Annotated in this window: 11 protein-coding genes; 7 read left to right on the top strand and 4 right to left on the bottom strand. The window is 64.5% G+C overall.

What is annotated here, in order from left to right; all coding sequences use genetic code 11:
• The first annotated feature begins 142 nt into the window (after positions 1 to 142).
• The 6 genes from argH (at position 143) to BSF38_RS15320 (ending at position 9,766) form a co-directional block, all read left to right on the top strand.
• Positions 143 to 1,525, top strand: a complete 1,383-nt coding sequence (gene argH / locus BSF38_RS15295; RefSeq protein WP_076346996.1) for an argininosuccinate lyase — start codon at positions 143 to 145, stop codon at positions 1,523 to 1,525.
• Positions 1,526 to 1,625: 100 nt separating this feature from the next.
• Positions 1,626 to 2,909, top strand: coding sequence for a diaminopimelate decarboxylase (gene lysA / locus BSF38_RS15300; protein ID WP_076346998.1), 1,284 nt, complete (start codon positions 1,626 to 1,628; stop codon positions 2,907 to 2,909).
• Positions 2,910 to 2,996: 87 nt separating this feature from the next.
• A complete protein-coding gene (locus BSF38_RS15305) occupies positions 2,997 to 5,159 on the top strand; it encodes a HEAT repeat domain-containing protein (RefSeq protein WP_076347000.1) in 2,163 nt (720 codons plus the stop codon).
• Between the two features lie 51 nt (positions 5,160 to 5,210).
• Positions 5,211 to 6,395 (top strand): sigma-54 interaction domain-containing protein, encoded by a 1,185-nt coding sequence (locus BSF38_RS15310; RefSeq protein WP_083712962.1) that lies wholly within the window; start codon positions 5,211 to 5,213, stop codon positions 6,393 to 6,395.
• Entirely contained in the window at positions 6,392 to 7,387 is a 996-nt protein-coding gene (locus BSF38_RS15315; RefSeq protein ID WP_237170474.1) for a DNA-methyltransferase, read from the top strand. Before BSF38_RS15310 ends, BSF38_RS15315 begins: the two co-directional genes overlap by 4 nt.
• Before the next feature lie 150 nt (positions 7,388 to 7,537).
• Positions 7,538 to 9,766, top strand: a complete 2,229-nt coding sequence (locus BSF38_RS15320) for an ATP-dependent nuclease (RefSeq protein ID WP_076347002.1) — start codon at positions 7,538 to 7,540, stop codon at positions 9,764 to 9,766.
• Between the two features lie 370 nt (positions 9,767 to 10,136).
• Here the strand turns inward: BSF38_RS15320 and BSF38_RS15325 are convergent, their stop codons facing one another.
• On the bottom strand, positions 10,137 to 10,442 hold the full coding sequence (locus BSF38_RS15325) for a hypothetical protein (RefSeq protein WP_076347004.1): 306 nt from the start codon (positions 10,440 to 10,442) through the stop codon (positions 10,137 to 10,139).
• A gap of 484 nt (positions 10,443 to 10,926) precedes the next feature.
• Between BSF38_RS15325 and BSF38_RS15330 the strand changes: the two genes are divergently transcribed.
• Positions 10,927 to 11,193, top strand: a complete 267-nt coding sequence (locus BSF38_RS15330) for a hypothetical protein (protein WP_076347006.1) — start codon at positions 10,927 to 10,929, stop codon at positions 11,191 to 11,193.
• Positions 11,194 to 11,233: 40 nt separating this feature from the next.
• On the opposite strand, the gene BSF38_RS15335 is transcribed toward BSF38_RS15330, so the two are convergent.
• From BSF38_RS15335 to BSF38_RS15345, 3 genes are all read right to left on the bottom strand, one after another.
• Positions 11,234 to 11,464 carry a hypothetical protein gene (locus BSF38_RS15335; protein ID WP_076347008.1) on the bottom strand — a complete coding sequence of 77 codons (231 nt, stop codon included), beginning with the start codon at positions 11,462 to 11,464 and terminating at the stop codon, positions 11,234 to 11,236.
• Positions 11,465 to 11,793: 329 nt separating this feature from the next.
• Positions 11,794 to 12,291 carry a cytochrome c gene (locus tag BSF38_RS15340; RefSeq protein WP_076347010.1) on the bottom strand — a complete coding sequence of 166 codons (498 nt, stop codon included), beginning with the start codon at positions 12,289 to 12,291 and terminating at the stop codon, positions 11,794 to 11,796.
• 121 nt (positions 12,292 to 12,412) lie between these two features.
• Positions 12,413 to 13,441, bottom strand: a complete 1,029-nt coding sequence (locus BSF38_RS15345; RefSeq protein ID WP_076347012.1) for a catalase family protein — start codon at positions 13,439 to 13,441, stop codon at positions 12,413 to 12,415.
• Positions 13,442 to 13,699: the final 258 nt, after the last annotated feature.

Raw genomic sequence — 13,699 nt, forward strand, 5'->3', positions numbered from 1 at the left:
TCGGACTTCAGGAAGGGTAGGGGATGACTCGGCTGATTGACTCGGCTGGGAACGACTGCCTATACTTGCGCTTTGGCTGCTGAAATGGCGCGCATTTGCAGCGATCCGATAACGAAGTGCTTCGTGGCAGGGGAGACGACCTGTGGCCAGTAAGCCCTGGGGCGGGCGGTTTGACGCCGGGACGGATCGGCGGGTGGAGGAGTTCACAGAGTCGATCTCCTTCGACCAGCGGCTGTTCCGTCACGACATCCTGGGCTCGCAGGCGCACGCGCGGATGCTCGCGCACGTCGGGTTGTTGACGGACGACGAGCGCGACCAGATCGTGCGAGGGCTGTCGGAGATCCAGACCGAGATCGAGGAAGGGCGGTTCCCGTTCGTTCTGGAGCGGGAAGACGTCCACATGCACATCGAGTCGGCCTTGACCGAGAAGCTCGGCGACGTCGGCCGCAAGCTGCACACGGGCCGGAGCCGGAATGATCAAGTGTCGACCGACGTAAAACTCTGGACCCGCGACGCCATCGACCGGCTCGTCATCGGCCTCGTCCACCTTCAGCGGTCGTTCGTCCAGGCGGCCGAGCGGCATCGCGACGTGATCCTGCCGGGCTACACGCACATGCAGCGCGCCCAGCCGATCCTCGCCCCTCATTACTTCCTGGCGTACGTCGAGAAGCTCGAACGCGATCGAACCCGGCTGCTCGACGCGCGCAAGCGACTCAACGTCCTGCCGTTGGGCGCGGCGGCCTTGGCCGGGACGAGCATCCCCATCGACCGCGCGTTCACGGCCCGCGAGCTGGGCTTCGACGGCGTGGCGGCCAACAGCCTGGACGTCTCCAGCGACCGCGATTTCGCCATCGAGTCGGTCTTCACCCTCACCCTGATCGCCGAGCACCTGGCGGGCTGGGCCGAGGAGTGGATCCTCTGGAGCACCCAGGAGTTCGGCTTTCTGGCGCTGCCGGACGCCATCTGCACCGGCAGCAGCATCATGCCGCAGAAGAAGAATCCCGACGTCCTCGAACTGATCCGGGGCCGGTCCGCCCGGGTCGTCGGGGCGCTGACGACGCTCCTCGTTCTGATCAAGGGCCTGCCGCTCGCCTACAACCGCGACCTGCAAGAAGACAAACAGCCGCTGTTCGACGCCTTCGACACGGTCGAAGCCTGCGTGGCGCTGGCGGCGGTCGTCGTCGACGGCGCCCGGCTGAGGGCCGACCGGATCGCCGAACGGATCGACGAAGGCTTCCTCGACGCCACCACGTTCATGGAATACCTGATCCTCAAGGGCATCCCCCAGCGCACCGCCCACGAGGTCATTGGCCGGCTGGTCGGCCTCTGCGAGCGCCGAGGGTTGAAACGCCTGGCCGACCTGACCGACGCCGAACTCGCCGAGGCCCACCCGAAACTCGACGCCGAAGCGCGGGGCGTGCTGGGCGTCGAACAGTCGATCAAGGCGTTCAAGTCGTACGGTTCGACCGCCCCGGACGAGGTCGCCAAGCAACTCGAAGGCTGGAAGGCCAGGCTGGAAGTCTGACGAGGGCGGCGGCCGCCCCAAAATATCGACACCGCAGGTTTTATGTAGGGTGGGCGCCGCCCACCGTCTTCTCCCTCCAACGCGAGCCCCACATACTCCCATGGAAGCCTTTCAATACCGCGGCAATGAGCTTTACTGTGAAGGCGTTTCGGTGGCCGAACTGGCCAAGCAGTACGGGACGCCGCTGTACGTGTACAGCCAGGCGGCTCTGGTGGGCTCGCTGAAGGCGCTGCAAGACGCCTACGCCGAGGTCGACCCGCTGATCTGCTACTCGGTGAAGGCGAACTCGAACCTGGGCGTGCTGAAAGTGCTGGGCGCGCACGGCAGCGGGTTCGACGTGGTTTCCGGCGGCGAGCTGTTCCGGGTTCAGAAGGCCGGCGGCGACCCGGGCATGACGGTGTTCGCCGGGGTGGGCAAGAGCGACCCCGAGATCGCCCAGGCGATCGAGGCCGGGGTCTTGATGTTCAACGTCGAGAGCGAGGCCGAACTCGCGTCGATCGCCCGGGTGGCGGCGGGGATGAACCGGGTCGCGCCGATCGCGCTGCGGGTCAATCCCGACGTCGATCCGAAAACGCACCGGTACACCTCGACCGGCCAGAAGGAGTCGAAGTTCGGGCTCGACATCGAGCGCGCGTTGCGGATCGCCGAGACGGTCAAGGATCTGCCGAGCCTGACGATGATCGGCATGCACATGCACATCGGCTCGCAGATCACGACCGTCGAGCCGTACGCCAAGGCGGTGGCCAAGGGGGTCGAGCTGATCGCCAAGCTGCGGGCGATGGGCCATCCGATCGCCTGGTACAACATGGGAGGCGGCTACGGCATCGCCTATCGAGGCCCCGAGGCCAAGCCGGTGAGTGAATTCGCCGAGGCGATCCTGCCGGGGCTGAAGGCCACCGGCTGCCGGCTGGCGATCGAGCCCGGGCGGGTGATCGCGGGCAACGCCGGCATCCTGGTCAGTCGTGTGTTATATACCAAGCAGTCGGGCGATAAGCGATTTTTGATTCAGGACGCGGCGATGAACGACCTGATCCGCCCCGCGCTCTACGAATCGTTCCACCGGATCTGGCCGGTGACGGTCCCGCAAGGTCTGCCGGCGCCCCCGGCCGACTACGAGGCCGCCATCGAAGGGGCCGAGCCGTGGGACGTCGTCGGGCCGATCTGCGAGAGCGGCGACTTCTTCGCCAAGGACCGCGCCTTGCCCCCACTGGGCCCGGGCGCGCTTCTGGCCACGTTCTCCGCCGGCGCCTACGGGATGGTGATGGCCTCGAACTACAACACGCGCCCCCGCGCCGCCGAGATTCTCGTTAACGGCGACGGCGCCAGCCTCGTCCGCCGCCGCGAGACCCTCGACGACCTCGTGGCCCAGGAAGTCGGATTGTAACAGCCGGGGCGGGCGAACTCACTCGTTCGCTCGCCCCTTTGACGAACAAACGCCGGGACCCAGTCACGAACACATCGGACCAGAATCATGCGTGAAATCATCGTTCGCTCGATGGCGGGGATTCTCGCCCTGGTCGTGGTCGCGTCGACCCCGCCGGGGTCGTGGGGGCAAGTCCCCGGTCCCGAGTCGTTCGCGAAGGAGCCGGAGACGCCGGTCGAGCTCTGGGGGGCGATCGACTACCTCGTCCGCACCGGGCAGAGCAAGCAGGCCGTGCCGTACCTCGAGAAGTTCACCAAGAGCAACCCCGACGACGCCACCCTGATCACGATCCGCGACAAGTACGGCCCCGGCTCGTTCCTGCGGCTCAGCGATTATCCGGAAACCAAGTCCTACGCCCACCCGCTCGTCGAGAAGCTCACCGCCGCCTCACGCAAGGTCGCCGCCGACCCTCAGCGCGTACGGCGGTTCGTCGAGGCGCTCGGGCTTTCGGGCGCGGAGCAGGATTACGCGGTTTCCCGGCTCCGCGAATCGGGTGCGTACGCCGTGCCTCCGCTGGTCGAGGAGATCGCCAAACAGGGGTACTCGACGCCCGAGCGGTCGCGGCTGGTCCATAACGCGGGCCGACTCGATCGGTCGTCGGTCCCGGCCTGGATCGCGGCCCTCGACAGCCCCGACCCCCACCTGGCCGCCAACGCGGCGACGATCCTGGGGGCGATCGGCGATCCTCGGGCCGTGCCGTTCCTGACCTACCCGGCCGCCGCGGCCGATTCGTCGCCGGCCCTCAAAACGGCCGCTCAGCGGGCGATCGCGAGCCTGACCGGCAAGCCGTTCGAATCCCAGCCGACGCCCCCCGCGCAGGTGCTCGTCGACGCCGCCGTCGCGTTCGCCCGCCACCGGTTCGAGATGCCCAGCGACGCGGTCCTGGTCTGGAAGTGGGACGAGGCCCAAAGCGCGCCGGCGCCGTCCAAGGCCGTCGTGACCGAGGTCGAGGAGTATTTCGGAATCAAGCTGGCGCGGCAGGCGTTGAAGCTCGACCCGACCAATCGCAAGGCGCAGACGGTGCTGCTGGGGCTGTCGCTGGAGAAGGCCGTCGAACGGGTCGGCTTCGTGAACTTCCCGGCCAAGGACCAGGCGACGTTCGCGACGGCCCTGGCGGCCGGCCCGGCGGTCCTCGCCGACATCTTGCGGGCCGCGATCGCCGACGGCAAGTCCGACCTGGCGGCCGTCACGGCCGACGCGCTCGGCAAGGTCACCGACGCCAAGCGGCTCGCCGCCGACGGCCGTCCCCACCCGCTGGTCGACGCCCTGTCGAGGCCCGGCCGCCGGCTCCAGCTCGCCGCGGCGAAGGCGCTGGTGGACATGGCGCCGTCCGACCCGTTCCCGGGCTCCAGCCGGGTGGTCCCGGCCCTCGGGCGGTTCGTGATGAATCAGGGCCAGCCGCGCGCCGTGGTGATCGACGGCAACCCGACTCGGGGGAGCGCCACGGCCGGCTTGCTCAAGCAGCTCGGCTACGACGCGTCGCTGCAACTGACCGGCGAGCAAGGTTTCCAGGACGCGACCGAGTCGGCCGACGTCGAGCTGATCCTGGTCAGCCACCACCTCACGCAAGGCCGCTGGAACCTGCTCGACGTCCTCACCAACCTGCGGAACGACTCCCGGACTTCGAACCTGCCGCTGTACATCTACGGCCCGCAATCGCTCGAAATCACCCGGCCGAACCTGCCGGTCGACTACCCGGGCGTGAAGTACATGGTTTACACGACCGACCGCGGCTCGCTCGAACGGCAGCTTGGCGGAAGGCCGGCGAAACTGAGCGACGCCGAACGGCTCGACTACGCCAAGCAAGCCGCGGCGCTGCTGGCCCGGATCGCCTCGCAGCCCAACAGCCCGTTCGCCCCCGACCTCGCCGCCGCCGAGCCCGCGCTGACGGCGGCGATCGGCACGCCGGACGTCGCGCTGTCGGCCTCGACGGCGCTGGGCGACGTTCCCAACGCCGACGCCCAGCGCGCCCTGGCCGACGTCGTGCTCGACCCGTCGCGCGACGCCGAACTTCGCCGTTCGAGCGCGCAGCAGCTCGCCCGCAGCATCCAGCGGTTCGGCCCGCTCGTGGCGGCCGACCAGGAAGTCAAGCTGGTCGAGGCCTTCCGAGGCGACGACGATCCCGAACTGCACTCGGCCCTCGGCATGGTCGTCGGCACTCTTCGCCGCGACCCCCGACCCGGCGTGAAGGCCAAGGCGGACGCGAATTGAAAACCCAACGCCAGCGGGGCGGGGCCCCCGGTCCCGAGGACGGCGCGATCCATGCCCATTGAGACCCGGTCGAGCTACGGCCCGCACGTGAAAGCCTCGCTCGCGGGGTCGGCGTCCAACGCCGACCCGGACGCGGCGTTGCCCGGCGTCATCGGCGACAGCCCCGTGATGCGCGAGGTCTACCGCACCACCCGCCAGGTCGCCCCGTCGCGCGCCTGCGTCCTGATCGTCGGCGAGACCGGCACCGGCAAGGAGCTGATCGCCCGCGCCATCCACGACCTCAGCCCACGGTCGACCGGCCCTTACATCCGGGTCAACTGCGGGGCCCTGACCGAGAGTCTGCTGGAAAGCGAGCTGTTCGGCCACGTCAAGGGGTCGTTCACCGGCGCGGTCGACAACCGCACCGGCCGGTTCGAAGCCGCGCACGCCGGCAGCATCTTCCTCGACGAGATCAACAGCACCTCGCCCAAGCTCCAGGTCAAGCTCCTCCGCGTCCTTCAGGAAGGGGAGTTCGAGCGGGTCGGCGACAACAACACCAAGAAAGTCGACACCCGGATCGTCGCGGCCACCAACCGCGACCTGCTCGACGAGATCGACACCGGCCGGTTCCGCGAAGACCTTTATTACCGGCTCAACGTCGTGCCGATCCTGCTTCCCGCCCTTCGCGACCGCCGCGACGACGTCGAGCTTCTGGTCCTCTCGTTCCTCAAGCGGTACGCCGAGCAAAACCGCCGCGAGATGCGCAAGGTGCACCCCGAGGCGATGCGGAAACTTCGCGAGCACGACTGGCCGGGGAACGTCCGCGAGCTGCAAAACTACGTCGAACGGGCGGTGATCCTCGGGTCGGGCCAGGAGATGCTGGTCGAGCACTTGCCCCCGCAGCTTCGCGGCGAGACCTCGCCCCGGCCGATCCGCCACCGAGGCGCGGCGTCCGCCGACTTCGGCTCGCTGACGTCCGAGCTGGTCCGGCAGGGGATACGGACCGCCGGCCCCAACGCCACCGACCTGCACGATCGCGTCGTCGGCCAGGTCGAGCGCGAGCTGATCCAGCAAGTGCTCCAGTCCTGCGACCGCGTCCAGATCAAGGCCGCCGCCCGGCTCGGCATCAACCGCAACACGCTCCACAAGAAGCTCTCGGAATACCGGATCGACGAGAACCTCCCCGCATCGGCCCCCAACGGCGACGGCGACGACGCCCGGTCCGGCGAACCCTCCCCCCCTGACGACGAATCGTGAGCACCCCCATGTTCGAGCCGGCTTCCTCGCCCATTGAGCCCGTCGAAGTCGACGCCGAACCGGCGACGCGGATCCGCGCGCGAAAGTCCAGTCGAACTTCGACCGCCGCGCTCGAACTCGACCGTTTGCACCCGGGCGACTGCCTGGACCTATTGCCCCGGATCGACACGGGGTCGATCGACCTGATTTTCGCCGACCCGCCCTTCAACATAGGCTATGATTACGACATCTACGACGACAGCCGCGACACCGGCAGTTACCTGGACTGGACCAGGCGATGGGGTCGTGAAGTCGTTCGTGCGCTCAAGCCCGACGGGACGTTCTGGCTCGCGATCGGCGACGAATACGCCGCCGAGATGAAGGTGATCTTTCATCGCGAACTGGGCCTGTCCTTGCGGAGCTGGGTGATTTGGTACTATACGTTTGGGGTCCACTGCAGCCGCAAGTTCAGCCGCAGCCATGCCCACTTGTTTTACTTCGTGAAGGACCCCAAACGTTTCACCTTCAACGATCTGGACGTCCGAGTTCCCTCGGCTCGCCAGCTCGTCTATAACGACGCCCGCGCCAATCCCCTGGGCCGACTCCCCGACGACACCTGGATCCTCCGCCCCCAGGACATGCAGCAGGGCTTCGAGCCCACGGAAGACACCTGGTACGTCCCCCGCGTCTGCGGCACGTTCAAGGAGCGCGCGGGCTGGCACGGCTGCCAGATGCCCGAACAGCTCCTCGGCCGGATCGTCCGCGCCTGCTCGAGCCCGGGCGAAACCGTCCTCGACCCGTTCGGCGGCAGCGGCACGACGCTGACCGTCGCCAAGAAGCTCGAACGCCGATTCCTCGGCTTCGAACTCTCCGACGAATACGCCCGGGCCATCCAGGCCCGCCTCGACCGCGCCCAGCCCGGCCAACCCCTCGAAGGCGGCCCCGAACCCCTCGCCGGCGGCAAGAAGACGCCGACCGAACCCGGCAACGGCAAGAGCCGATCCAAGACATAGTTCAATCCAGCTATGTTACCGCCCGACCTCGTAAGGCGGTCAGACCGCTGCGTTAATTTCGGGCATTACCTGCGCGAAGCGACCCCAGAAGCTCACACCATGAGCCGGTGTCGGCTCATTCGATCTCTGGATTTCTGCGAGAGAAGAGCAATGAAGCTCAGTGAAGTCTGCGTCAAGAATTACAAAGGACTCCGCGACGTCACGGTGCCGCTCTCGCAGTTTGCCTGTGTAATCGGCCATAATAACGCTGGCAAATCTACACTTCTTCAATCTTTAATTCTCTTCATCGAAGGCAAGAAGCTGACGCCTTCTCATTACTACGACACTAATCAGGAAATCATCGTCGCCGTCACTATCACGGACGTGTCCGAGGACGATTTGCAGTTGGTCGTTAACGAAGACCACCGTGAGCGACTTCGAGCGGGTCTGACTGATTCCTCCCTGAAACTTGTCCGCCGGTATGGCATCGACGGCTCTTCCAAACTCCGTTGGAAGGTCGCCGTGCCGAAGGATGAACGATTCCAGACAGCGAGTATCGACGCTCTACTCAAGGGGAAGAAGCCGAGTACTTCGTTTGCCGAGGAAGTCGAAGGCGTATACCCCGAGCTGAGCGGCAAGCTCGGAGCTCGCCCAAACCAGTCGCATGTGAGGGAGCTGATATCGGAATTGGTCCGTTCGCTGCCCGCTGAAGACATGCTCGTAGATGAGACGGAGCTTCCGACCGGCTACGACGCAAGCGTTCGAGCACTGCTGCCCGAACCGATTTACATCCCGGCCGTCAAAGACTTCAGCGACGACATCAAGACCAAGGAAAGTACTTCGTTTGGAAAAATCATCGGTATTCTTCTGAATGCCATCGCCCCCGAGCTGTCCGAGGCCGACGAGGCATTCAAATTACTTAACAAGAAATTAAATATACTTCTACTCCCTAATGGAACAACATCAGACGACAGACTTGATGCGGTACAACGCATCGAGTCGATGGTCCGGTCGCTCGTGCGAGAACACTTCCCCGCGGTTGACATCGAACTCCAAATCCCGCCGCCGGAAATTAAGACGATTCTCTCGAGTGCCCGAATCTTGGTCGACGACGGAGTCAAAGGAGAGTTGGAAGCGAAGGGCGACGGCCTGAGGCGTTCGGTAGCATTCGCGATTCTGAGAGGCATCGCCCAACTCAAGCGAGACCCATCGTTCAACCCCCAAGTCAAGAAGACAAATGCCGGGTTCCTGCTACTTTTCGAGGAGCCCGAACTCTACCTTCATCCAAAGGCTCAAAGAGTTCTCTTCGACGCCCTTCGAGTCATCTCAGAAACCGACCAAGTCCTCGTTAGCACACACTCGCCTTTATTCTTTTCGCATCGTTGCACCGAGACCTTCATCAAGATGGTCAAGACTCAGGGCGAGGTTGGGCAAAAGCCTTTCGGACAGGCCTTGCAGGTCGATCTCAGCAAGCTCGATGACAAGGCCAGCTTCCAACTACTCAGCTTTGAGCTGAATGATTACGCGTTTTTCAGTAGGACCATCGTCCTTGTCGAGGGCGACACGGACCATCTCGTCTTCCCCCACATGGCGAAAGTTTTGAATCCTACTTGGTGCGTTGACCGTGAAGACATTTCGATTTGCCGAGTTCATGGGAAAGGTAACATCCCCCGCTACACAAAGTTTCTCAAGAGCCTCCAGGTTCGTGTCGTTGTGCTAGCCGACTTGGATTGCCTGCTAGAGGGCTTCGACCGCCTGGGCGGCTCTGAGGCATGCTCCAAACTGAGAAACCAGCTTCTCGCCCGAATCGACAAAGTTCTTGCGAAGGAGATTGAGGAGGGGGACTTCGGCGAGGACGCCGAGGAACTTCGTCAGCAACTCATCGAACGCGGCACGGCAGACCTCGCCATCTCGAACCTGTCTCAGCTTGCGCAAAGAAAAATAATCAGCATGTCTACGTCTCCAATTAAGAAGGGCCAATGGGATGACCTCATCGACAAATTCAATCGCGTCCTATCTGGCGAGGGGACTTTTGAGGACCTTAAGCGGTCGGGTGACGCGTTCTTCGACAAGCAAATCGCCAAGAATCGCCAGCTCGTTCTCGAACGCGGCGACGACCCTGAGACTGAACGGCTAAAGCATTCCGTACTCATTAGCCTTCGTGAATCGGACATCTTCCTACTGAGCCGTGGCTCGATTGAGAAGTATCTTCCGTCTCACATCTCTGGTCGTGACAAGACCTCAAAGGCCCTCACTTTCTGCGAGACCGTATGCGAACGCGATGACATTCTATCTTTATGCGACGAGGTTCCCACTAATGCCGAAGGGGGCGTTCAAAATGAGCTTGAATGCTTATTTTCACGCATTTTCACTAATGCCCAACAATCGACCGTCGCATGAGCCGGATTAGCTGTCCGTAATTCCTTAACGATTCACGAGCGAGGGCACTCTGTCTGAACGAGGAAGCCGCTCGTAAGAAGTCCCATTCCCAGCCGAGCACGAAGTTGGCGCCGGCGGCAGCCTTGGCATCGTCCGCTGGGATCTCGAACCGGCCATGAGTCCCGACGCCGCCCAGCGCGGCCAGCCCCTCGAAGGCGGTGCCGAACCCCTCGCCGGCGGCAAGCAGACGCCGACCAACGGCAAGCGCCGAAGCAAGGCATAGTTCAATCCCGCTATGTTACTGCCCGACCTCGTAAGGCGGTCAAAGCCCTGCGTCGTTCTTGGATGGCGGCGGACTCGTTTGAAGGGGGGCTGGTCACCGGACGTTTGCTCAATCGGCGTCCTTCGGCCGGGACGGGCCGTCGGATCGGCGCTCCAGCCACATGGCGCGCAGCACGCACTGCACGGCCACGAAGACGCCCACGCCGCAGTAAGCGGCGATGTCTTGATAGCCCATGCCGGACCGCCACAGCCGCAAGGACTCGGCGTCCCGCGCCGTGGAATTCATCGGCCTCGCCATGGTCGGCGCCTCCTCCACCATCCCATCGTCGCCGCCGCGTTCAGCCGGCGGATCGGCGCGCGGACAGGCCGCCGCCGCCGGCTCCATGCCGACGGCGACGGCTCGTTCCCATACCATGCGCGAGGGCTTCAAAAGCCCTCGTCTCAATCCTAGAACGGGTTTCCGGCCGCGTCCCGCCGACGCAGAAGATTCGTCTTCTTTCCCGATGCTCGGATCGCCGTCACGGTCGTCTTGAAACCGGGCTCGCCGGTGCGTTCGAACCGCGGCGTCGGGACGCATCGAAGCACTAGTTGCATAAAACTCTGAGTTTGTTTGTGTGGGTGATTGACGACCAATTCCGATTCTGGTTAATTAAGCCTTGCACGGCGGCAATGAAACCGACACATCAATAGCCACGACGAGGCGGCTCACGGACCCGCACGACCGGCGTACTCGCCCGATCACGCGGGACAGTGGCGAATCCAACCTTTTCCCCTACTTGCGTGAAGCCGACGCCGGGAGTCCCCCGTATTCGGCCTAAGTAGGGGCAAGGACGGCGTGAGGATACGCTCCAGGACATCACCTAGCCCGACCAAGCCAATCCGAATACACAGGAAATCCCATGAGCCACGCCTTGGCTGATCCGGACCTTTCACTTCCCCCCGCCGGCCCGTCCGGAGCCCGCGCCCGGCGTGCGGTCAAGGCCGCACAAGCCAGCGGCCGCCGCCGCCTGGTCGACCCGGCGACCTGCGAGCGCGACTACTCGCGGGCCGAGATGGAGTTCATGCTCGCCATGGACGCCTACAAGCAGCGCAGCGGCCGGATGTTCCCCACCTGGAGCGAGGTACTCGAAGTGCTCCGCACGCTCGGCTATGAGAAGCCCGCCTGAGTGAACAGCCTCAAGCCGAGAGGAATACCCGGCTTTGAGATCATTGGGGGTGGAACAGCCGCCGCAGGGGCACCGCGAAGCTGTGGTAGACTCGCGAGCCCAGGAAGTAGCTCCGCGCCTTCTTTCGGCATTTGCCCGGATTCGTCGAGCTCTCGCAGGCCGCGTACATGTCGCACAAAAACTGGCGGTCGCAGTCCCGGGGCGATGTCTCGCAGGTATCGTGCGCCTGGCACGCCGGTCGGAAGTCGGCGCCGAAGAATCCTTGCTTCACCAGTCGGTTGCCGCCCCATGTCTCGCCCGCCCCGCACGGCCGGTAGGGCAGCCAGACGGCGAGTGCGCCGGCCAGGAGGATTGTCGAGAGTGTGACTCGCAGGATGATTCCCGTATAGACGCGATCCGGCGCATCAGTCGTGATCCAGGGGAAGCCTCGACTGCGTTCGACGAGGGCGCATGCCGAAGCTTATCACATCGTACGCGTCAACGACGGTCGGCCGAGCGGCCGCCGCGTCCCCCGATCGCCCCGCGATCGGAATGGCGGGCGTGATCGCTGCCCGCCGATTCGCGAGATAAGATCCCAAGAGGCCCCGGCAAGCCCAAGATTCAGGCCGGCGGAGGACCGCTGCCGGGTCCTCCAGGGCCGCCGGGCGGTCCCATTGTCCGGTGCGCCTGGTGGCATTCCTTGCACGAGTTCTTGAGCGCGTCGTGGGCGACCTTGGCGGCGGCCTGGTCCTTGGCCTGGGCGGCGGCGTCGAGTTCGCCGGCCGACACGAGCCACGCGGCGGTCAGCTTCTCCCAGGATTCCTTCGAGCCCTTCTTCGGCTCCTGTTTGACGAGTTCGCCGGACTCGTGGACGTAGTCTTTCGACTGGGTCTGGATCGTCTCCCAGGGGGGAGGGGTCTCGTTCAGCTCCTTGCCGATCGTCTCGGTCAGCGACTGCGGCCCCTTGGCGAGCTTGACCATGATTTTCTTGATGGCCGGGTTGCCCGGCGGGCCGCCGGGGCCGGGGGGCGGACCGTCCATCGCTTCACCGCCGCCGCAACCGACGAGGCCGGTCAGCAGCAAGGCCAGGGCCGTCTCTTTGCGCAACAACGCAATCATAATTTACGCCTTTCTTCCGCGACCACGGATCGAGACGATCCACGATACCGGTCCCATCGCTGAGTAAGCGACGGGGCGCCGGCGAACGTCTCGCGGAAATTCGCAAATCATGAAATGGCGGTCACTCGGTCGGCTCGCGGCGGGGGACGCCGTTCAGCTCGTGGCGCTGCTTGGAGATGGCCTGGTAGATCTTCCTGCGCGAGCGGTTGATGCCTCCGAGGGGGCGATGGTCCGGGAGCGCGTGCCAGGGGGTGAACGAGAGGTTCTCGCCGAACGTCCGCCGCTCGGGGGTGTCGAACTCCTGAGGCGGGATGCGGATCGTCGCGACCTTCTGGAACGGGGCGGTCCACTCGACGGTCGGGTCCTCGACGGGCATCGCGACGGGGTCGGTCTGGACCTGGACGAAGAAGTCGAACCGGGCCTCGTGGTCCCTCAGGTGGTCGACGGCCGCGAGCCGGAGCTTGTCGGGCGAATCGACGATGCGGACCGGAGGCGCGCCGGCGAGGTAGGGCGTGGCGCGGTACTTCACGGCGGCGTCGCCGAGCTTGTAAGGGGTCGTGCTCCAGTACGCGATCCGCAGCGGGCTGTCGGGCTTCTTGCTGCCAGCTTCCCGAAGCATCTTCCATATATAATTTTGCGAGAAAAGGAACTTGAGGCCGGAGGCGACCTTGCCCAGGCCGAACCCGGGCGATTTCAGGTTGCGGAAATCCTCCATGAACGGGACGTAGTCGGCGACGTTCTTGATGAAAAACACGGGGTTGTCGAAGAGGATGAAGTCCTGGGTCGTCGCGTCCTTCTCATCCTCCAACAGCTTCGCGCCGGGGACGCCGACGAGCTTGATCGCCATGCCGTGCGCGTCCGCCTGGCGATCGTCCGCCCCCTTGCCGTTCGAGAACCGGATGTAGGCGTCGAAACTCCGGGGCTCGGCGAACACCCCGCGCCGCAGCTCGGCCGGCAGGTCGGCCGCGACCTCGAACTTCGCCTTCACGCAGCCGTGCCCCTTCATGTGCTGCCCGCGCGGGACGATCGGCTTCTCGTTGGGGTCGGTCACGCTCAGGTGGATCGCCACGATCTTGTCGATTTCGGCGGCCTCGCCCGGCGGGACCGACTCTTGACCAAGGCCCAACGGCTTTGCGTTCCCGGACACCATGGAAAACCGCCTCGTCTCACCAGGGATCGGGCTCCGACTACACGACAGCGGGAGACTCCCGCTTAATTGAACTATCGGTCGATGGAGGGTCTTGGGATCATGCAAGTCTCTCCTGCCCCGCCTACAAGACTCGCTGGTTCTGGGGTCAAGATTTCATCAAGTATCTCAAACCCTAGCTGTTTCATACGATTGCATACAGCCTCATTCACTTCGTCGCTCTCAATGAGCATTAGCACGCTGTTCAACTTATTAAACACA

This window comes from Paludisphaera borealis (assembly GCF_001956985.1).
Classification (GTDB): domain Bacteria; phylum Planctomycetota; class Planctomycetia; order Isosphaerales; family Isosphaeraceae; genus Paludisphaera; species Paludisphaera borealis.

Bases quoted from the DNA above. Each gene is read 5' to 3' on its own strand.
- BSF38_RS15320 (WP_076347002.1), top strand. From the start codon at position 7,538: ATGAAGCTCAGTGAAGTCTGCGTCAAGAATTACAAAGGACTCCGCGAC.
- BSF38_RS15325 (WP_076347004.1), bottom strand. From the start codon at position 10,442: ATGGTATGGGAACGAGCCGTCGCCGTCGGCATGGAGCCGGCGGCGGCG.
- BSF38_RS15345 (WP_076347012.1), bottom strand. From the start codon at position 13,441: ATGGTGTCCGGGAACGCAAAGCCGTTGGGCCTTGGTCAAGAGTCGGTC.
- BSF38_RS15305 (WP_076347000.1), top strand. From the start codon at position 2,997: ATGCGTGAAATCATCGTTCGCTCGATGGCGGGGATTCTCGCCCTGGTC.
- BSF38_RS15340 (WP_076347010.1), bottom strand. From the start codon at position 12,291: ATGATTGCGTTGTTGCGCAAAGAGACGGCCCTGGCCTTGCTGCTGACC.
- lysA (WP_076346998.1), top strand. From the start codon at position 1,626: ATGGAAGCCTTTCAATACCGCGGCAATGAGCTTTACTGTGAAGGCGTT.
- BSF38_RS15330 (WP_076347006.1), top strand. From the start codon at position 10,927: ATGAGCCACGCCTTGGCTGATCCGGACCTTTCACTTCCCCCCGCCGGC.
- BSF38_RS15310 (WP_083712962.1), top strand. From the start codon at position 5,211: ATGCCCATTGAGACCCGGTCGAGCTACGGCCCGCACGTGAAAGCCTCG.